Here is a 19,276-nt window from a genome sequence, read left to right as displayed (position 1 = left end):
AAGTCAATGAGTTCGATTTGGGTGTTTCCGGGGCAAGGTGCGCAAAAGCCTAACATGTTACATGACCTACCTCAGATAAAGTCGGTGCATCAATATCTTGAGCGTGCATCAGATATTTTGGGTCAGGATGTGTTGCTTCTAGATCAGCAAGCAGCTTTACAGTCGACTTATGCAGTACAACTTTGTCTTTATATCGCGGGTGTGGTCAGTGGACATTTATTGTCTGAACAGCAACTCAAACCTGATTATGTTGCTGGACTCTCAATTGGTGCATGGGCCGCAGCTACAGTTGCGGAAGTACTCAGTTTTGAAGATGGTCTAAAGCTGGTTGCTCGCCGGGCAACCCTAATGCAAGACGCATATCCGACAGGATATGGAATGATGGCATTGATTGGGGCGGATAAAGCCAGTGTAAGCGAGTGGGTAAAGGAGGTGCAGCAAGATCAACAAGATGTATTTGTTGCCAATATCAACTCTGTAAACCAGATCGTGATTTCAGGAGTAGACATTGCGATGCAACATGTCGCTGACATCGCACGCCAAAAGGGTGTGTTGAGCAAAAAGCTGAGCGTAGCAGTCCCATCGCATTGTGAGCTATTAAAGAACCAAGCTGAAGCTCTTGATGCTGAGGTTAAAAAAATCAGCACAGGTTCACCAAAAATTCGTTATTTAAGTGGGACGACTGCACGGCTACTGGTGCATCAGGACCAAATTATCGATGACATCACATTTAACATGAGCAGAATGATTGATTGGGAAAGTACCGTTCAATCTGCATGGGAAAGAGGAGTACGCTTACAAATCGAAGCATGGCCAGGAACTGTGCTGACAGGTTTGGCAAAAAAAATATTTACAGATGGAACCGTCATGTCTTTTCAAGGAACACGTTTAGATACGTTAATCGTTGAAATGCAAAAGGAACGCGCTCACACGTTTTAGTCAAAATTTAAAGCAGTGAACGGACAAAAATGTCAAAGGAAACAAGGAATTTATCATGATTATATATGGAGTTGGTTTGCTTGCACTCTGTACACTGGTTGGTGTCGTTGTAGGTGATATGTTGGGCGTATTATTTGGCGTAAAATCTAATGTTGGTGGTGTTGGTATTGCCATGATTTTACTTATTTTTATTCGTATATGGATGGATAAGCGTGGTCTAATGACCATAGAAACTGAAAAAGGGGTGGTATTTTGGGGAACCATGTATATCCCGATTGTGGTTGCAATGGCAGCACAACAAAATGTGATTTCAGCAGTTTCAAGTGGGCATATGGCAATTTTTGCTGCCGTCGCCACTGTTATCGTTTGCACCCTCACAATTGCAGGTCTGAGTCATTATAAAAAAGGTGAGCCTCTTCCAAAAGAAGAAGAGTTTAATTTGGCAGAGTTAGGAGGCAAAGCTCATGGCTGAAACGATTTTAAGCGGTTTAACTCATCTTGGATTAGTCACTGCATTTGCTCTAGTCGCATTGATTATGTGGCTCTCTACAAAGCTTTCTAAATATTTGACCAAAGGGCGAGTACATGCATCTGCAATCGCAATTGTGATTGGTTTAATTCTGGCTTATGTCGGTGGTAGTGTCACAGGCGGTCAAAAGGGTATCACCGATATTGCATTATTTGCAGGTGTTGGTTTGATGGGGGGGGCAATGCTGCGTGATTTTGCAATTGTTGCGACTGCATTTGAAGTGCAAGCATCAGAAGCAAAGAAAGCAGGCTTTATTGGTGTCCTCGCACTATTTTTAGGCACGATTTTACCATTTATCGTAGGGTGTATTTTTGCATGGTTATTTGGTTATCGTGATGCAGTCAGTATCACTACCATTGGTGCAGGTGCAGTGACTTATATTGTTGGTCCTGTTACGGGGGCTGCAATTGGTGCAAGTTCAGAAGTGATGGCTTTATCTATTGCGACAGGCTTGGTTAAAGCAATTTGTGTGATGGTGTCTACTCCAATGACTGCCAAATTTATGGGCTTAGATAATCCTCGTTCTGCTATGATTTTTGGTGGCCTTGCAGGAACTGTGAGTGGTGTATCCGCAGGTTTGGCAGCAACAGATCGCCGTTTAGTTCCATATGGTGCATTAACTGCAACTTTTCATACAGGATTAGGTTGTTTGATGGGACCTACAATTCTATACTTATGTGTCAAACTACTGGTCGGCTAAAATCCACCGTGTAAAATTAAAAAAGGCAATTCTCCTGACAAGGTGAACTGCCTTTATTTTTTAGTGTCGCAGCTTTTTGGTAAACATTCGGCATTCAGCGATCAGAGCCAGTAAATTTGGATCACGTTCTTTACTTTTTAAAAATACCAAGCCAATCTCTTGCTTAATTTTATAAGAAGTGTGTAGTGGGATAAGTTTGACGGAACTTTCATAAATGGTAGAAATACGTCCTGGCAATAAAGCAAACCCAACCCCCGAGCTGACCATACTAATCAAGGTGAATATATCACTGACTTCTAAGAAAACTTTTGGGTCAATTCCTGCTTTCTCAAAAATAACATCACTATCACTGCGAGTAGCAAACCCTTTTGCTAAGGTCAAAAAAGTTTCATTTTTAAGAAGACTTAAATCAATTTCTGGATATTGGGCATAAGTTGAATTTTTATTGACTGCTAAAAAAATTTCATCTTCAAACATAGATAAATGTTCAAAAACTTGATCTTGCGTCGTCTCATTGAGTGCAACAATAATCGCATCCAGTTCGGTCGCCTTAAGTTTTTTAACCAAGTCACGATTAGAACTTAATAACAGTTGAATATCCAGTTCACCGCGACGTAGTTTTAAACCACTGATCACACTTGGTAAAGTATTGACTGTTAACGAGTAGAGCGAGCCTAGATTGAGTACTTTAGCAGCAAAGCCTGCTGCTTCACGAGTTTTATTTACTGTGATGACAATATCTTGCACAATTTTTTGTGCGTGTTCTTGTAAAACATAGGCACTTTTTAATGGAATAAGTAGACGCCCTTCATTTTTAAACAGAGGGCAATGCAATGCACTTTCTAAGGAATGTAGGGCTTTGTGTACACTGACATTACTGAGGTCCATTTCAGCAGCGGTCTTAGATAAACTACCACAACGCATAAAAGCGAGAAATATCTGGATTTTTTTTAAGGTTAACTCTTCATCAATTTTCATTTCACAAATCCATTTTTTATTGAATATTATAGATAAAATTGATTGTCAATGATGTGTTTGGTTATGACAAAAATACAAAAATTTATATGCTGATGGAACCACAACACTGAATACCCACTGATTTTTTAGACACCTTTTAGTTGTATATGTCTAGAATTTTGGAGTCTATTCAAAGGGTACTTTTACGTGAAAATTACATACCCAAATAGTATATAAGTTCTCAATTAAATTTGTTATAAAGAATGATACAAAATTGATTTTGTACATTGTTTATAAATGGATACTACTCAATATTTTAAATAAAAGAGATTGGCGCATAATTTGCTAATTAAAACAAATATTGAGTGTTAGCTAGGTGAAAAGAATATGTTATCACTAAGCCAAGAGATGGATCTAAATCACTATTCCCGTCAGGCAGAATTTGCACACAGTTTAATGTCCTCAATATGTGGGGAGCACCATTTAGATACATGTGGTCGAAATGTCTTAGATTTTCATTATGAAGGGATTCGATTACCCCACAAGCGTATGGCAATCGGTAAGGTCAGTTATGGCGCAAATGTACTCATTAACACGTCTAATTTAAGAGCATATAGTATTAGTTTACCGATCCAAGGTAAGCAGACTTTAGCCATAAATGGTACCAATTATATTTCTAGTACCGATAAAGGGCTAATTTTATCTAATGCAGATTTACAAGATTTAGCGATTGATAAAGATTGTAAAAAATATCAAGTGGTTATTCCTGAGAATAGTATGCAGAAGGTGTTAGGCGAATTACTACGACAGTCTGTTGAAGAGCCCGTGGTTTTCAATCCTGAAATGAGTTTGAATATTGATCAGGGGATCGGGATGTGGTGGCAAAATATTGATCATTTTTTGTTGCTTCGATCTCAATACAAAAGTATGCAGGGCTTACAACTTTGGTCAGAGGATTATGAAAATTTCCTGATTAAAGCTTTATTACTCTCGCAAGAAAATAATTATTCGAGCTTGTTAAGATCCTTATCTGATCAACAAGCGCCAGAATACTTACGTAAGGTGTGCGACTATATTCAGAAGTATGCCCATGAAGAGATTCGTGCAGAAGATCTGCTAAGATTAGCTGGCGTATCAAAGTCTAAATTATATGCTGAATTTCAACAGTATTATGGAACAAGTCCTTTGACTTTTTTACGTAGATATCGTTTACAACAAGTTTATAAGACTTTAAGTACCTCTATGGATAAACATATCTCCATTTCAAAATTAGCTTTTGATTGGGGATTTAATCACTTGGGCCGTTTTTCACATGAATATCGTGAAGAATTTGGAGAGAATCCAAGTGAAACTAAGAATCGAGTAAAAATATAATTTGTTAATATATTCGTGCTTTTAAACTGATTTTATCCAAAATTTAAAAGCGCTAATAAACTACTTTAATCTCTTACTTAAAGTACGAGTCGTTGATTATTTTAAAATGGAATTAATCAGCATTCTTTACAAACTGGTGCTTTAATCATTCTTTTTAAACTTGTCATATCGAGAAGCAATTTTTCTCTATAGATCAGATGCTGATCTAACAAATTAACAACAACCTATACTCGCCATCCTTTTCAATGGGCGCTCGATGAACGCAAGGTAAAACCTGTTGTGTTGGATGATCTACTGCTAAGCGCCAAAGATATCCTGATCCTAAGTTTACAGGTTCTGAGTCGGGTTTTGGCTGGTAATGCAGATCAAAAAAATACTCTTGCAGAAAGGTTTCAAATTCTGCTTCAGGACCGTCATGTAATGCTTTAAGCTTTTCCCTGATTTCTGGAATTAAAATCTTTTGTTCTACTTGATCATTGGAGATGATGTCACTGGCAGTGCCATGATAGGTACATAAAAAAGTATCTGTTTCAATGGGCGAACGATCAACATGAAACGAATACACATCTGTAGAAATGAAATCCAGATCTTGGTCCTGTTCATAATGTTTAAGTAAATTCAGTGAAGGCGATGCGCCGAAATCAGTTAGAAGCTGTATATCCCTTAAGATGATATCTCTTGCTAGAATGCCTTTTTCTGAAAGTTGTAATGCTAAAAGATCTTCAGTAGAAACTTCGGTAATATTTTCTTTTAATTCAAGTTTAGACACAATTTCTTTAAAATTACCCAGCAAATCTCTGTTCCAACAAATAGCATTTATCTCGCCTTGAAATGTCGTATTTATAAGTTCTGAAAAAGTCGTTACTACACGAACTTGATTGTTGTCAGAAAATGCAGGCTGCATATTAGAATTTAATAAATCAGAAACCATGTCTAATATATTCACTCAGCTTGGTAGAATCAGCTTTATAGAAGTTGGGACGAATCACACAGAAGCGTGCATTACATGTAGCGTTAGACATAGCTTACTGAACAACAGGGTATTGTTGCAATGTATTGCTAAGTGAGATGGTTTTAATAATGAGTTCTATTGAGAAGTTTTGCAAAATTGCAGATTTATTTATTTAACTATGGCTTTCTGATCTGGTGAGCAAAATCTTGTTTAAGATAATGTTGTTCAGAATAGTAGATGACAAGATATTTATAAAAAGTGACAATCAGCTTCTATCATAAGTCCTTATTAAAACCATAATTCAACATAAAAGCCCTCTCATCCTCGTCTCAGCCCAAAGGTAATTTCAATATCAAAACGATTCGCTCAATATGCTCATTTTTTGATTTATGAAAAAGATCTAATGATTTCTAAAATAAATTTTATGCAATGAATTTGCATCTTTCATAGTATTCCGCACTGATTGGATAATCCTCGCAGATTTTGGACAGACGTTAAATACCTTTCACAGACATGATAACGCTAACGGTTAGGTCTGGAATGGATGAAATGTCAGGTCAATATATTGAAGTAAAAACACAAACAGGGAAGTCATTTGCTGGGTATTTGGCAAGTGCAGAAGGCGGAAAAGGGCCTGGAATTGTACTGTGTCAGGAAATTTTTGGTGTGAATGCAGCAATGCGTATCAAGGCTGATTTTTTGGCTGAGGAAGGCTATACCGTATTGGTTCCAGATTTATTCTGGCGTACTGCACCCCGCATTGAACTGGGTTATACCGAGCAAGATTTTCAAAAAGCCTTCGAGCTTTATCAACACTATGATGAAGATCAAGGTGTCGAAGATATTCAAGATAGCTTGAATTTTCTCAAAACTTTAGAGAGTTGCGATGCCAGTGCAGGCTTAGGTGTCGTGGGATATTGTCTGGGTGGAAAACTGGCGTATCTGGCAGGTTGTCGTATTCCTGAAGTGGCCTGTGCTGTGGGTTATTACGGGGTAGGAATCGAGAAGACAATCGATGAACTTGAAAATGCCAAAGGGCGAGTAGTTTTACATATTGCTGCATTAGACAAGTTTACACCGCCAGAGGCACGCCAAAAGATTCTGGATGCTACCGCCCAATATAGCAATGTTCAGGCTTATGTCTATGAGGGTGTAGATCATGCCTTTGCCCGACCAAATAGCGAACATTATCACAAACCCTCCGCACGTTTTGCTCATGAACGCAGTATTACCGCACTGCATCAAAGTATCGGACCAGTTTATGATTTGGTTGCACTTTGGGAAGCGCATATCCGTTATGAATTTGATACACGCGATGTACCTGCCACTATGGCAACCATGGTGGCGCAACCCTATGTCAATCATATTCCAACATTGACAGGTGGTGTGGGATATAGCCAACTTGCCCGCTTCTATCAATATCACTTCGTTCATCAAAATCCTAAAGATATGAAGATCACGTCGATCTCACGCACTGTTGGTTCAACACAGGTGGTGGATGAATTCATTATGAGTTTTACCCATGACAGTGAAATTGACTGGTTACTGCCGGGTGTCGCGCCAACAGAAAAGTATGTTGAGATTCCTATGCTGGGTGTGATCCAGTTCCGTGGTCCAAAACTATGCCATGAACATATCTACTGGGATCAGGCATCCGTTCTGGTTCAAATTGGATTACTCAATCCTAAAGGGCTACCTGTTGCTGGTGTAGAAACTGCTCAAAAACTACTGGATGAAGATTTGCCATCCAATACCCTCATGCCATCTTGGTCAAGCAGCGAAGGCAAATCGTTTTAACTATCTAGGAGTGGAATATGGATATTCAATTGAATCAGAAAATCGCTGTGGTCAGTGGTGGCGCCACCCTGATTGGTCAGGCCGTGGTTCAAGCATTGGTCGATGCAGGCGCAAAAGTCATTATTCTGGATATTGACCAACAAGGGCAGCAAGTGGCGGATGCCATGCATGGGCAGGCGCAATTTATTCAAACTGATTTAAGCAGTGATGTGGCGATTGTAAACGCAGTAAAAACAATTCACGACAGCTTTGGCAAAGTTGATTATTTGGTCAATCTGGCCTGTACCTATCTGGATGATGGCTTTAAATCCTCACGTGAAGACTGGCTACAAGCATTGAATATTAATCTGCTTTCAGCAGTCGAACTGACCCGTGCGTTTTATCAAGATTTAAAAACCAAGCATGGTGCGATTGTCAATTTCACCTCGATCTCCGCCAAATTTGCGCAAACAGGGCGCTGGCTTTATCCCGTTTCAAAAGCAGCGATGCGACAACTTACCCAGTCCATGGCGATGGATTTTGCAGCAGATGGGGTTCGGGTTAATTCGGTATCACCTGGTTGGACATGGTCACGGGTGATTGCTGAAGTCAGTGGCAATAACCGAAGCAAAGCTGATGCCGTAGCAGCTGACTACCACTTGCTGGGACGTCTAGGTCATCCCGAAGAAGTGGCCAATGTGGTGCTGTTTTTACTCTCGCCAGCCGCAAGTTTTGTGACAGGCGCAGATTATTCCGTCGATGGTGGTTACTCCGTTATGGGGCCTGAAGGGAATCAACCTGCTATTCCACGTTTAGCCGATGACGCGTGATAGCAAATCAAACATTTAAAACACTCAATGAATTAAAAAATATGGGAGAACCATGATGCGTCGTATCGCTATAGTAGGAGCTGGTCAATCTGGATTGCAGCTCGGTTTAGGATTATTAGACACAGGTTATGAGGTGACGATTGTCACCAACCGTACTGGTGATGAAATTCGTCAGGGCAAAGTCATGTCAAGTCAGTGTATGTTTCACACAGCCTTGCAAACAGAGCGTGATGTTGGACTTAATTTTTGGGAAGAGCAATGTCCAGCGGTGGAAGGGATTGGATTTACACTGGTCAACCCAGAAACAAAACAGCCTGCCTTTGCATGGAGTGCGCGATTGGAGCGTTATGCACAATCGGTAGATCAGCGCGTCAAGATGCCGTACTGGATGGAAATGTTTGAGCATCGTGGTGGTCAGTTGATTATTCAAGATGTTGGGATAGAGGAACTGGAACAGCTCACTGCTGAATATGAGCTGGTCTTACTGGCCGCAGGTAAGGGGGAAGTAGTTAAACAGTTCGAGCGTGATGAAGCGCGTAGTTGTTTTGATAAGCCACAACGCGCGCTTGCCTTGACCTATGTGACAGGTATGAAGCAAATGTCGCCGTATTCACGTGTGACTTTTAACGTAATTCCAGAAGTGGGTGAATATTTCTGTTTTCCTGCGCTTACAGTTACAGGTGCTTGTGAAATTATGGTGTTTGAAGGCATTCCCGGTGGGCCGATGGATTGCTGGCAAGATGCAAAAACACCAGAACAGCATTTGCAAATGAGTAAAGATATTTTAAACAAATATGTGCCTTGGGAAGCAGCACGTTGTGAAAATATTGAATTAACCGACGCTGGTGGCTATCTGTCTGGACGTTTTCCACCGGGAGTGCGTAAACCGATATTAACCCTGCCATCTGGTCGTAAAGTTTTTGGTATGGCCGATGCGTTAGTGGTGAACGACCCAATCACTGGGCAAGGTTCAAACAATGCCGCCAAGTGTAGCAAAATTTATTTCGATGCCATTTTAGCGCATGACAATCAAACATTTACAGATGAATGGATGCAACAGACATTTGAACGTTATTGGGCATATGCCGAAAAAGTCGTGGCTTGGACCAACAGTTTATTGTTGCCACCACAACCGCACATGATTGAGCTTTTGGTGGCGGCTGAGCAGAACCATGCCATTGCTTCGAGTATTGTCAATAATTTTGATAATCCACGCAATTTTGCCCCATGGTGGTTTGATCCAGAACAGGCGCAGCGTTTTATCGAATCGAAAAGCTGTCAAAAAGTGGCTTAACAGGGAAGCAAAGTCAAAGGTGAATGTTATGAATATCAACACATCGCAGGAACTGGATTTAAAACCGATTGATACGGAAAATCCAAGAGAAATCCGCAACCTGTTAGGGCAGTTCGCTACAGGGGTTACGGTGATTACAACCCGTGGACGAGATGGACGAAAAGTTGGGATGACAGCCAACTCGTTTTCTTCACTATCACTCGATCCTCCGCTGATTTTATGGAGTTTGTCAAAGACTGCACCAAGTTTATTAGATTTTACTGAGGCCGAATATTTTGCAATTCATATGCTGGCACAAGAACATCACTCACTTTCAGGGCATTTTGCCCGTGGTTCAGAGGATAAGTTTGCCAACATTGCACATCGTGAGTGTGAGCGCGGTTTACCGTTACTAGAAGATGTATTGGCAACATTGGTATGTAAAAACGTAAATCAATATGAAGGGGGGGATCATCTGATTTTTATTGGTCAGATTGAACATTATCAACATCGTATTGGTGAGCCCTTGGTGTTTCATGCGGGCAAGTATCGTATTGCTGCAGCACATCCAGAACTGAGTATTTAACAGCAACAATCACGATCAATTTTGATCGTGATTTTTTTCGGGGATCGAAAATGAAAAATAATGTGATCAAAAGAGGTTTTCTTGCTGGAACAGTGGTCTTAACAGCGGTTGCAGCACAGGCATATGACTTGCCGACGGTGAATCTGGGCATGACCAGTTTTCTGGATGGTGGACTGCCTGCTGGGCCGGGATGGTATTCTCAAACTTATCTGCAAAATTATGATTCGAACAAGTTAAAAGACAATCAAGCTCATCGGTTAGCTTTACCCAAGACCGACTTAAATTTTCAAGTCATTGTTGAACAAGTTAGTTATCTGTCCGATGTGCGTGTAGGTGAACACGCATCGTTAGGATTGAATTTACTGATTCCATTTGTCAGCAAAATGGATATGGAGGATGGTTTAAATAATGCTGCGATTAAAGCCCAAGGGGGTTTTGGTGATCTGATGATTGGGCCATTTATCCAGTTTGACCCAGTCATGGGCAAAGATGGTCCTAAATTTGTACAACGTTTTGAATTTCAGGTCAATTTACCGACAGGGAAATATGATCAGAATAAAAATATTAATCCGGGCAATAATGCTGTCTCATTTGATCCATACTGGGCAGCAACTTATTGGTTTAATCCAAAGTGGACGGTTTCTACACGTCTGCACTATTTGTACAATTTTAAAAATGATAATCCAAATTATAGCTTCGGTCTTGCAGATGATATTCAGGCAGGGCAAGCAATCCATGCCAATTTTGCAACAGACTATGCGCTTACACCACAATTACGCTTAGGGATCAATGGTTACTGGCTCAAGCAAATTACTGACACGGAAGTAGAGGGTGAAAAATTAACAGGCACACGTGAACAAGTGTGGGCGATTGGACCGGGGGCGATGTATAGCTTTTCTAAACATGATCATATCGTGACAAATGCCTATTTTGAACAGGATGCAAAAAATCGTCCTGAAGGAACTCGTTTGCAATTACGTTATATTCATCACTTCTGATGTGAAACGCTATGGCAATATCCTGACAGATATACTTGACCTATTTAGATACGTCTAAATAGGTTTTTAACTTTTTATATTCAATAAAATCTCTTTAACTAAATCTCATCGGTTGCTTAAGAATATGGCTTAAACCTGAGATCTTGCTGTTCAAGGGTGCTACGGCGTGTACAAGAGGGTAATTCACCATAACGACGTTTATATTCCTGAGAAAAACGCCCAAGATGACTAAAGCCCCATTTAAACGCGACATCTGTGACTGAGACATGCTCATTTTGTAGGAGTTCCATATGCGCTTGTTCAAAACGCAATTCTTTTAAGTATGACATTGGAGTGGTGTTTAAAAAGCTTTTAAATCCTGCAAATAATGTACGTACGCTTACGCCTGCCTGTTCAGCCAATTGTTCAATGGTTAAATTTGCGTGTAGATTTTCACGCATATAGGCTTCAGTACGTTTGACAAAATAAGGTGAAATGGCTTTTTCTCTGTACTGATCGATTTGATGCAATAAGCTGTTTGCTTGGCCGTAAATCAGGGCATTGAATAGACTGGATTCAAACTGCTTAAATGCCATTGGGTGATGTAAGGGATGTTGTTCACAAGCAAGTGCATCCATCAATGTACGCATCAATTGGAAAAAATAAGCACCGCCTTGGGTAGAAAGATCAAGCTTGGGTTCAAAAATAGGAGGGTGCTGCTGTGCGTCTGGAAGATGCTGGCGGCAGTGCTGTAAAAGGTCATCTTTATCAATTTTGAGAATCAGCTGTGGGGAGTTGGCATGCCAGCGCATTTTTAGCGATTGTTCGGGTGAAATTAGAGAGGCAACTTTCGGATAAGAAATAAATTTTTGTTGATTCATTTCAATTTCTGCATATCCCTGTGTTGGGATTTGAATCAGATAAAATTTTTCTAAATGGTCAGGTTCAATATAGACATCGGCACTGTATTCAAGACGACTGATGGATAATCGTCCTGCTTTAAGATGGTGCATGGATGAGTGAAAATCATGTTGCTGTTGTACGATTTTTAATAGATGTGGTTTGAAGATTTGCCCAACACTTTTGCAGGTTTCGCCCAAGTCTTGATGGTGAAAGACTAAGTTTTGTGATGAAAAAATGGGGCATTGCTGTAAATGACGTCCATTGAATTCCATAGTAGGATCGACCTGACTCATAAATATTCCTTTTGGCTGGCTTGTTTATTACAGCTAATCTTTATGTCACATGATGACCTGATTAAAAATGCACTAAACAATACTTAAAACTTTAAGTGGCTGGCAGTGATATAAAGAGTTAAGCAAAAAATAGACCAAGTAAAATACCTCGATACAACATATTTTTAGTCTAGTTTGGCGTGATCAAATCAATAAAAACGTCATGGTATTTTTAAAAAAATAAAGGATAGCGTTGATCATGCTTTGTACTCTTTATATGATCCTATTCCTTAAGATCTATCTCTATGTATAGCAAATCTGACTAAAATGATCAATTTGTTTTTGGTTGTTTTTATTGACTTAACTCATTGAATAATATAATTATATTAAAAATCCTCATATTATTTTAAATATCAGGATATCACCAAACTGAAATATTCAGGCCATGTAGAAAAAATATCCAAATTCCATCAATAAATCATTCTATGATCTCGCTATTTAATAAGTTTTTTTGCCCAATTAAGATTAGAATCATCTTGAGCTTAACCCTGATGTGAGTTGGTGTCATATCTTAAGATATGACACGCATTTTGTTGTTAAAACTAAGTTCTAACCGTATTGCTCTGTAAGAATTTCTCACTGTAAATCGAACAATCTTCGATAGATTGCTCATCTAGCCAAGATTTAACGGCTTCGATCATCGGTGGCGGGCCACATAAGTACATGTCGAAGCGTTGTTGTTGAAGTTGTTGTTTATCCAGATGTTGATGGATATAGCCTGATTTTCCTTGCCATCGTTCTGAGGCGCTTGAAATGATCGGATAATAACTAAAGTCTTTGATCTTTTCTGCATAGGCGATCAAACGCTTTTGTTCACATAGATCGGCTTCTGTATTGACACCATAATACAGTTGCACTGAGGGTTGATTTGGTTGATCCGCAATATTATCGAGCATACCTAAAAAAGCCGATAAGCCTGTACCACCTGCAATAAAGATCAGAGGGCGTTCAGCTTCACGTAGGTAAAAACTACCTAAAGGTGCTTCCATCATCAGGCTTTGTCCGATCTGACAACGTTCTCTGAGATAATTACTCATTACACCATCTGGCAGCAGACGAATTAAAAACTGAAGTTGATTGTTGGCATTGGGACGATTGGCAAATGAATAAGAACGCCAATCGTCAGTCTCTGGAATTTGTAAATGTGCGTATTGACCCGGTAAGAAATTCAGTTCTTTGTCAAAACTACTGGCATCGAGATGCAAGATCGCGGTGGTTTCTGAAACCAATTCAACAGCAGTAACCACCGTGGTAATTTTTAAAGTTTCACCCGCATTACAGATTTCAGAACTATGATCGAAATAAAAAGCGGCATTAGACTTAACCCGTGTTTGGCAAGCTAGCATTTTACGTTCAGCCAAATCACGTTCGCTTAATGCATCCTCATCGACATATTCTTGTTCATAAATACCCGTTTCACATTTTCCCTGACAGGTTCCACAAACACCTTCGCGGCAGTCGAGCGGGAGGTGGATTCCTTGACGAACCGCTGCATCCAACAGTAATTCGTCTTCCTGTACCGCGATAAAAAATGTTCTACCATCGGCAAAGTTGAGTGCAACAGAATGACTCATTGTATTTCTCCTTAGACGTGATAGAAATCGAGAACCGAATCTATCTTGTCATTAAGCAATACGCTATGTTGACGACGAATACGGAAGCTATCTTCAGTTGGACGGAGCAAATAAGTGGCATGACCATAAAAGCATCCTTCAAGGCCCTGACGATTATAAAGCGTGCGCCAACTTACCTTTGCCTCAACCAAACCATCTTCTTGAGTCTTTACTTGTACATTGTGAATATTATGTTGAGTGCGCGGTAAAGGCATTGCAGAAGCTGCTTTTCCAGTGCGGATACGGAACACACGATCTTCAAGTCCTGAACGATCGGGGTAGTAAATATAGGACAAGCCTTGATTGGGATCTTGAACGTAGTGATGGTCATCAATCCATTGTGGGATATGATATTCGCTGTCTTCATCATAGAGTTCGAGGTAAGCATCCCAATCATAGCGATCACACAGTTCTGCCTTTTTATACAGGAATTGAGACACTGCAAAATGAAGTTCTAGAGACATGGTTACACCTCATCCATAACAGATTGATTTAAAAAAGTGACTTCTTGCATCTTAAGTGCTTTTTTATTGAGCCCATTGAGGAGCAGGCGTTGCCAGTGACCATGCTGGTTGACATATAGCCCTTCATGAGTAAATTCACGCCCTGTGATCACGGGTTCAATACCAAGATCTTGTGAATTTTGTGATGGGCCATAATTCCATTGGTGATAACCGCGTGAGATATCACTCCAGCGTTCTAAACGACCCTGAAAGCCTTTTTGTTGTTCGCGGAATTCCACTAGATCATCTGGCGTACCCAGTCCTGATACATTGAAAAAGTCTTCAAACTGACGAATACGGTTTCGACGTGCCTCCGCTGATTCACCTTTGACACCAATACATTGGCTAATGACTTCGGTTTTATTCCACGCCACAGGACGGACAATACGCAGTTGTGAACTGATCTGATCCATAAAGAACAGGCTTGGATAAAGGTTGAGGTTACGTAAACGATGCATGGCCCATTTAGCGCGTTTTTCCCCAAACCTTTCCAGCAGATAAGGCATCACCATATCATAACCAGGACGTACCGCTGGATTTGGCATATCACTAAACAGCACACTATGTCCATTTTTAAAGCTAAACCAGCCATCATCTGTTTCGGCATCACCCGCACCTAATTTACTATAATCAAGTGTGTCAAGTTCACTGCCATTGGCTGCGTTAACTTGCTGGCGATGTTGAACGGTGGAAACATAGTTATAATGCACGGTACTAACGTGATAGCCATCCAGACCATTTTCATTTTGTAGTTTCCAGTTGCCTGCAAAAGTATAAGCAGATTTACCTTGTAATACTTCAAGCTCACCGGTTGGTGATTGATCAACCATCAAGTCAAGGAACACCTTAGTATCACCTAAAAAGTCTTCCAGTGAATCTGTGGCCTGAGTATCCAGACTGACAAAAACAAATCCACGATAGCTGGCAATACGGCCTTGTTTTAAACCACGGCTGGATTTATCAAAATCTTCACAATATTCGTTTGGCGCTTTGACCTTAACCAAACGCCCATCAGACTTATAACACCAAGCATGAAACGGGCAGGTGAATACAGACTGATTGCCTTTGGCCACACGGGTCAAGGTTGCACCACGATGCTCACAGGCATTGACCATAGCATGTAGTTCGCCTTTACCATCACGGCTGATAATGATCGGCTGACGGCCAATTTGTACTGTAATGAAATCATTATTATTGGCAATTTCACTTTCATGGCAAGCATAAATCCAGACCTTTTCAAAAATGAGTTCCATTTCGAGATCAAATAGTTCTGGTTCGGTAAACATATCGCGAGCTATTCGATAAACACCATCATTTGGTCGAAAATCGATACAGCTGTGTACAAAATTTTGCCATTCGGCGAGGTTACGTGCAGTCATGGGCTCTTCCTCTATTCAATCAGTCCTTTGTTTGATTGAACCGCGATTTAAAGAAGGGCTCTATCCAGATTTTCCATGTGTTTATCCACTTTATGCAGATTAAATGTTTGGATACATTTTTGTGGAGGAGATTGCGACAGGATTTTTCAATCTCTTTTATACATAACAAGATGCATACTTTTGAAATAAATAGGGTCTGTTGACAATTCGTCTATGTTTGCGACTATTTTGAATTGGACTTCACCGTAATTTTGTTTTTAAGTAAAATTTTTAATGATGGGGATGAAAACAGACAAAGTATTTGCTAAAAGCAGTGTCTAAGCTTTAAGTCGCAACTCGATCATTTATATTCTAAATTGATATCTTATTGAACTTAAAGCGTTGCATTGAAAAATGAAGTTATTATGACTGACAATTATTTAAGGTAAATAAGTTTCCTGTAAATAGCTCCACTGCATTTTTCCTTGAATTTCTTCAATAAGCGCACATGAACGTCGAACTAGAACTCCTGATTCCTTGGTATGTTTTTCAGTATAGGTGAGAACAATGCTTTGTTCAGTTTGCATCAAAATTTGTTCATCATAAATTTCGATCTGTAGATCTGGCATCTTGCCCTGATTATTGCTAAACAGACCTTTGACATCGGCTAAGGACAAGCGCTTTCCAGCTGCACCGACCATCTCAAAATGATCGGAAAAATATTCAATAAGTAGGGGAAGATCTTGTTCTGTATGTTTCCCGTTAAAAATACGTTCAATCAGTACGTGCATGCTATGTATACTTTCAATTGCATCTTGTTTTGACAGCGGCATATCCATTTCCTATGAGAGGTGTATTTTCTATATTATGTAAAAATAAATGTAAAATTCAATATTATTTTAAAATTAAATTTTTAACGTATGTTTCAAGAACCTTCCAAAAAATAATTTCCAATTTGTAAAATATATTATCTTATTGATATATAATAATTTAAATAAAATAAATTTGTTCAAGTTGAGCATTGTGAAGTAAAAGGTATAACTATATACTTAAAATAACATGGAAAATTCCATGTAAAAATAACTATAGTGGGTTAAGCTTTTATCAAGAAGGTGGATAGGAAATGGATATTTCCTTAAATACGCGACATCTTCTTAAAGATACCAATCATAAAAATGCATGGACAAGGAAGAAAAATGGATACTCATTCACCAGAGTCAACAGGCTCTCATTCAAATACATATGCATGGTATGTTGTTTCACTTTGCATGTTGGCTTATATATTTTCATTTATAGATCGGCAAATACTGGCATTGATGATTGAACCGATTAAGGCTGATCTTGGATTGTCAGACACCCAGTTTAGTCTATTGCATGGTCTCGCCTTTTCACTGTTTTACGCCTTTATGGGGTTGCCACTGGCCTATTTGGCAGACCGATTTTCTCGACCAAAAATTATTGCAGTCGGGGTAGTGTTTTGGAGCATTGCAACTGCATTTTGTGGCTTAAGTAAAAACTTTATTCAACTGTTTTTAAGCCGTATGGGGGTTGGGGTGGGCGAAGCTGCTTTATCTCCAGCAGCGTATTCAATGTTTAGTGATATGTTCAGTAAAGACAAATTAGGCCGTGCTGTTGCAGTCTATTCAATTGGTTCATTTGTCGGTGGAGGGATTGCTTTTCTGGTCGGTGGTTATGTGATTGGCTTGCTTAAAAATATGGACACCATTCAGGTTCCTTTATTTGGTGCATTAAGAGCATGGCAAGCTGCATTTATTATCGTAGGCTTACCTGGGGTGTTTATTGGCTTACTGGTGTTGCTTACGGTGAGAGAACCGCAACGCAAAGGTCAGCGTTTAAATGCACAAGGTCAAGTTGAAAAGACCAATATGAAAGATGCGTTTAAGTTTATCAAAAAACATAGTCGTACTTTTACTTGCCATTATTTAGGTTTTACTTTCTATGCAATGGCGCTGTATTGCTTGATTAGTTGGTCACCAGCATTTTACATGCGTAAGTTTGGCCTTACACCAACAGAAGCAGGCTATATGCTAGGCACGGTGTTATTGGTGGCAAATATTCTTGGCGTATTCTGTGCAGGCTGGCTCAATGACTGGTTTATTCAAAAAGGACGTAAGGACGCACCAATGATTACCGGTGTGATTGGAATTGTGGGATTAATTTTACCAATTATGGTCTTTACCCAAGTCAATGAGCTGTGGCTTTCTGTGGTATTTCTTGTCCCTGCCATGTTTTTTGCCTCTTTCCCAATGCCAATTTCAACCACAGCAATGCAAATGCTGGCACCGAATCAGTTGCGCGCACAAATCTCAGCTGTATTTTTGCTGATCAGTAATTTGGTTGCAGTTGGAATTGGTACCACGTTGGTGGCATTGATTACAGATAAAATTTTTGAAAATCCACTGATGGTGGGGATGTCTTTGTCTATCGTGGGTACGATTTCATGTGTGTTGGCATTTATCTTATTGAAAAAGGGCTGTAAGGCATTTAGTGCCAGTATGCAGCAGGAACATGCCTCTTAATTCAATGGTGTTCTCAATCAGTCACAACGCCCATTCTTTGTAATGGGCTTCGTGACTTGTTTGGTCAATCCATAATCAGGGAGTGAAAGGATGGAACAGTTTTTCAAGTTGGATTATCTAAATGAGCTGCTGTTGTTTAAATCGGATGATTATCAAACCATTAAAGATCAAGTCAGCTATTATTTAAGCCCTCATCGTTTTGAAGTGGAAGTACGTGAACCGCTAAATACCCGTTTAAATGGTTTTCGCTTTGGAAATTGTGCCTTGTACGATCTTAAATATAGTGCCCCTGTGATAATTACCATTGATGAAGTTTCCGATTTTTATTTATTTCGTTTGACACTGGAAGGCCAATGCAAAGTTGGTGTAGAAGACCAACAGGTGCTACAGTCAGTCGGGATTATGTCGATTACGCATCCACATACTCAACAGCAAATCCAGACCAATCAGCATTGCCGAAATATTATTTTAAAACTTGCTCAACATGATGTAGAAACCCAATTGTTTAAAATGTTGGGGCATACCAGTCATGAACCGGTTATCTTTGATATGAGTCTGTCCTGTACCGAGGAAGGCATAGACTCGATTATTGAAACCCTCAATTATTTGTGCCATGCCTATTATCATATTCAAAATTGGAGCTTTATCTCAGCAAGTTTTACCCAGTATTTAATTGAACTGATTTTATTAAAGATTCCAAATAACTATAGTGACCAGCTTAATTTGCAAAGACAGCATATTTTGCCCGGCTATCTAAAAAAAGCACAAAAATATATTCAGAATCATTTAGAACAACCGATTTCATTAGCGGATTTAAGCCAGTGTTGTGAGGTGTCGATCCGCACATTGCAAAAAGGCTTTAGTCACTATTTACAACAAACCCCAGTCGAGTATATCCGTGATCAGCGACTTGAACGGGTACATTTGGCTTTACAACATGCACAAACCAATGAAACAGTGACGGATATTGTGCTGCGTCATGGCTTCCAAAGTTTAGGGCATTTTTCTACGCTGTATAAAAAACGCTATGGGTGTTTGCCCTCTAAAACTTTAAAAATGAGTCCTGTTCAAATGAGTACAATGCTTTCGTAACCCGAACAGGTGTTGCGTGTTTGGATAAGCCAGCAGGTTATT

Annotated in this window: 18 protein-coding genes; 11 read left to right on the top strand and 7 right to left on the bottom strand. The window is 39.7% G+C overall.

The features are described 5' to 3' along the window. Positions 1-6 precede the first annotated feature (6 nt). From mdcH to madM, 3 genes are read left to right on the top strand one after another with little or no spacing between them, the layout of a single operon-like run. Positions 7-939: a malonate decarboxylase subunit epsilon gene (gene mdcH, locus AC2G3J_RS12710; RefSeq protein WP_419360159.1), complete on the top strand. Its 933-nt coding sequence runs from the start codon at positions 7-9 to the stop codon at positions 937-939. Positions 940-994: 55 nt separating this feature from the next. Continuing rightward, positions 995-1,411: a malonate transporter subunit MadL gene (gene madL, locus AC2G3J_RS12705; RefSeq protein ID WP_336954121.1), complete on the top strand. Its 417-nt coding sequence runs from the start codon at positions 995-997 to the stop codon at positions 1,409-1,411. Then, on the top strand, positions 1,404-2,168 hold the full coding sequence (gene madM, locus AC2G3J_RS12700; protein WP_336954119.1) for a malonate transporter subunit MadM: 765 nt from the start codon (positions 1,404-1,406) through the stop codon (positions 2,166-2,168). The genes madL and madM overlap by 8 nt, the downstream gene beginning before the upstream one ends. A 60-nt stretch (positions 2,169-2,228) precedes the next feature. Here madM and AC2G3J_RS12695 read toward each other — a convergent pair whose 3' ends face one another. Next, the gene (locus AC2G3J_RS12695) at positions 2,229-3,146 is read right to left on the bottom strand and encodes a LysR family transcriptional regulator (RefSeq protein ID WP_336954118.1); all 918 of its coding nucleotides are present in this window, start codon (positions 3,144-3,146) and stop codon (positions 2,229-2,231) included. Positions 3,147-3,512: 366 nt separating this feature from the next. On the opposite strand from AC2G3J_RS12695, the gene AC2G3J_RS12690 reads away from it, so the two are divergent. Continuing rightward, on the top strand, positions 3,513-4,499 hold the full coding sequence (locus AC2G3J_RS12690; protein WP_336954116.1) for an AraC family transcriptional regulator: 987 nt from the start codon (positions 3,513-3,515) through the stop codon (positions 4,497-4,499). A gap of 205 nt (positions 4,500-4,704) precedes the next feature. Here the strand turns inward: AC2G3J_RS12690 and AC2G3J_RS12685 are convergent, their stop codons facing one another. Next, positions 4,705-5,403 (bottom strand): DUF1826 domain-containing protein, encoded by a 699-nt coding sequence (locus AC2G3J_RS12685; protein WP_483771081.1) that lies wholly within the window; start codon positions 5,401-5,403, stop codon positions 4,705-4,707. 597 nt (positions 5,404-6,000) lie between these two features. Here AC2G3J_RS12685 and AC2G3J_RS12680 point away from each other — a divergent pair. Genes AC2G3J_RS12680 through AC2G3J_RS12660 form a run of 5 tightly spaced genes read left to right on the top strand, consistent with a single transcriptional unit; the run spans position 6,001 to position 10,914 of the window. Beyond that, a complete protein-coding gene (locus AC2G3J_RS12680) occupies positions 6,001-7,248 on the top strand; it encodes a dienelactone hydrolase family protein (protein ID WP_483770080.1) in 1,248 nt (415 codons plus the stop codon). 17 nt (positions 7,249-7,265) lie between these two features. Continuing rightward, a complete protein-coding gene (locus AC2G3J_RS12675) occupies positions 7,266-8,057 on the top strand; it encodes an SDR family oxidoreductase (protein ID WP_336954113.1) in 792 nt (263 codons plus the stop codon). Between the two features lie 55 nt (positions 8,058-8,112). Then, positions 8,113-9,351: a styrene monooxygenase/indole monooxygenase family protein gene (locus AC2G3J_RS12670; protein WP_483771080.1), complete on the top strand. Its 1,239-nt coding sequence runs from the start codon at positions 8,113-8,115 to the stop codon at positions 9,349-9,351. Positions 9,352-9,379: 28 nt separating this feature from the next. Beyond that, the gene (locus AC2G3J_RS12665) at positions 9,380-9,916 is read left to right on the top strand and encodes a flavin reductase family protein (RefSeq protein WP_419360162.1); all 537 of its coding nucleotides are present in this window, start codon (positions 9,380-9,382) and stop codon (positions 9,914-9,916) included. 50 nt (positions 9,917-9,966) lie between these two features. After that, positions 9,967-10,914 carry a SphA family protein gene (locus tag AC2G3J_RS12660; RefSeq protein ID WP_483770079.1) on the top strand — a complete coding sequence of 316 codons (948 nt, stop codon included), beginning with the start codon at positions 9,967-9,969 and terminating at the stop codon, positions 10,912-10,914. 116 nt (positions 10,915-11,030) lie between these two features. Here AC2G3J_RS12660 and AC2G3J_RS12655 read toward each other — a convergent pair whose 3' ends face one another. The 5 genes from AC2G3J_RS12655 to AC2G3J_RS12635 all read right to left on the bottom strand — a co-directional run bounded on the left by AC2G3J_RS12655 (position 11,031) and on the right by AC2G3J_RS12635 (position 16,435). Beyond that, the gene (locus AC2G3J_RS12655; RefSeq protein WP_483770078.1) at positions 11,031-12,089 is read right to left on the bottom strand and encodes an AraC family transcriptional regulator; all 1,059 of its coding nucleotides are present in this window, start codon (positions 12,087-12,089) and stop codon (positions 11,031-11,033) included. A 581-nt stretch (positions 12,090-12,670) separates the two neighbouring features. Next, positions 12,671-13,702 carry an anthranilate 1,2-dioxygenase electron transfer component AntC gene (gene antC, locus AC2G3J_RS12650; protein ID WP_419328773.1) on the bottom strand — a complete coding sequence of 344 codons (1,032 nt, stop codon included), beginning with the start codon at positions 13,700-13,702 and terminating at the stop codon, positions 12,671-12,673. An 11-nt stretch (positions 13,703-13,713) separates the two neighbouring features. Next, entirely contained in the window at positions 13,714-14,205 is a 492-nt protein-coding gene (gene antB, locus AC2G3J_RS12645) for an anthranilate 1,2-dioxygenase small subunit (protein WP_336954107.1), read from the bottom strand. A 2-nt stretch (positions 14,206-14,207) separates the two neighbouring features. Continuing rightward, positions 14,208-15,623, bottom strand: coding sequence for an anthranilate 1,2-dioxygenase large subunit (gene antA / locus AC2G3J_RS12640; RefSeq protein WP_419328771.1), 1,416 nt, complete (start codon positions 15,621-15,623; stop codon positions 14,208-14,210). Positions 15,624-16,042: 419 nt separating this feature from the next. After that, positions 16,043-16,435, bottom strand: coding sequence for a DUF4440 domain-containing protein (locus tag AC2G3J_RS12635; RefSeq protein ID WP_483770077.1), 393 nt, complete (start codon positions 16,433-16,435; stop codon positions 16,043-16,045). Positions 16,436-16,798: 363 nt separating this feature from the next. On the opposite strand from AC2G3J_RS12635, the gene AC2G3J_RS12630 reads away from it, so the two are divergent. Both AC2G3J_RS12630 and AC2G3J_RS12625 read left to right on the top strand, forming a co-directional pair. Continuing rightward, the gene (locus AC2G3J_RS12630) at positions 16,799-18,142 is read left to right on the top strand and encodes a spinster family MFS transporter (RefSeq protein WP_004721612.1); all 1,344 of its coding nucleotides are present in this window, start codon (positions 16,799-16,801) and stop codon (positions 18,140-18,142) included. A gap of 90 nt (positions 18,143-18,232) precedes the next feature. Further along, complete coding sequence (locus tag AC2G3J_RS12625) at positions 18,233-19,234, top strand: AraC family transcriptional regulator (protein WP_483770076.1); 1,002 nt, start codon at positions 18,233-18,235, stop codon at positions 19,232-19,234. Positions 19,235-19,276: the final 42 nt, after the last annotated feature.

The sequence above is a fragment of the Acinetobacter legionensis genome, assembly GCF_057165765.1.
This window is presented reverse-complemented; position numbering and strand designations above follow the sequence as displayed.

Bases quoted from the DNA above. Each gene is read 5' to 3' on its own strand.
- AC2G3J_RS12660 (WP_483770079.1), top strand. From the start codon at position 9,967: ATGAAAAATAATGTGATCAAAAGAGGTTTTCTTGCTGGAACAGTGGTC.
- AC2G3J_RS12670 (WP_483771080.1), top strand. From the start codon at position 8,113: ATGCGTCGTATCGCTATAGTAGGAGCTGGTCAATCTGGATTGCAGCTC.
- AC2G3J_RS12655 (WP_483770078.1), bottom strand. From the start codon at position 12,089: ATGAGTCAGGTCGATCCTACTATGGAATTCAATGGACGTCATTTACAG.
- AC2G3J_RS12690 (WP_336954116.1), top strand. From the start codon at position 3,513: ATGTTATCACTAAGCCAAGAGATGGATCTAAATCACTATTCCCGTCAG.
- antB (WP_336954107.1), bottom strand. From the start codon at position 14,205: ATGTCTCTAGAACTTCATTTTGCAGTGTCTCAATTCCTGTATAAAAAG.
- AC2G3J_RS12625 (WP_483770076.1), top strand. From the start codon at position 18,233: ATGGAACAGTTTTTCAAGTTGGATTATCTAAATGAGCTGCTGTTGTTT.
- madL (WP_336954121.1), top strand. From the start codon at position 995: ATGATTATATATGGAGTTGGTTTGCTTGCACTCTGTACACTGGTTGGT.
- madM (WP_336954119.1), top strand. From the start codon at position 1,404: ATGGCTGAAACGATTTTAAGCGGTTTAACTCATCTTGGATTAGTCACT.
- antC (WP_419328773.1), bottom strand. From the start codon at position 13,702: ATGAGTCATTCTGTTGCACTCAACTTTGCCGATGGTAGAACATTTTTT.
- mdcH (WP_419360159.1), top strand. From the start codon at position 7: ATGAGTTCGATTTGGGTGTTTCCGGGGCAAGGTGCGCAAAAGCCTAAC.
- AC2G3J_RS12680 (WP_483770080.1), top strand. From the start codon at position 6,001: ATGTCAGGTCAATATATTGAAGTAAAAACACAAACAGGGAAGTCATTT.
- antA (WP_419328771.1), bottom strand. From the start codon at position 15,623: ATGACTGCACGTAACCTCGCCGAATGGCAAAATTTTGTACACAGCTGT.
- AC2G3J_RS12695 (WP_336954118.1), bottom strand. From the start codon at position 3,146: ATGAAAATTGATGAAGAGTTAACCTTAAAAAAAATCCAGATATTTCTC.
- AC2G3J_RS12665 (WP_419360162.1), top strand. From the start codon at position 9,380: ATGAATATCAACACATCGCAGGAACTGGATTTAAAACCGATTGATACG.
- AC2G3J_RS12630 (WP_004721612.1), top strand. From the start codon at position 16,799: ATGGATACTCATTCACCAGAGTCAACAGGCTCTCATTCAAATACATAT.
- AC2G3J_RS12635 (WP_483770077.1), bottom strand. From the start codon at position 16,435: ATGCCGCTGTCAAAACAAGATGCAATTGAAAGTATACATAGCATGCAC.
- AC2G3J_RS12675 (WP_336954113.1), top strand. From the start codon at position 7,266: ATGGATATTCAATTGAATCAGAAAATCGCTGTGGTCAGTGGTGGCGCC.
- AC2G3J_RS12685 (WP_483771081.1), bottom strand. From the start codon at position 5,403: ATGCAGCCTGCATTTTCTGACAACAATCAAGTTCGTGTAGTAACGACT.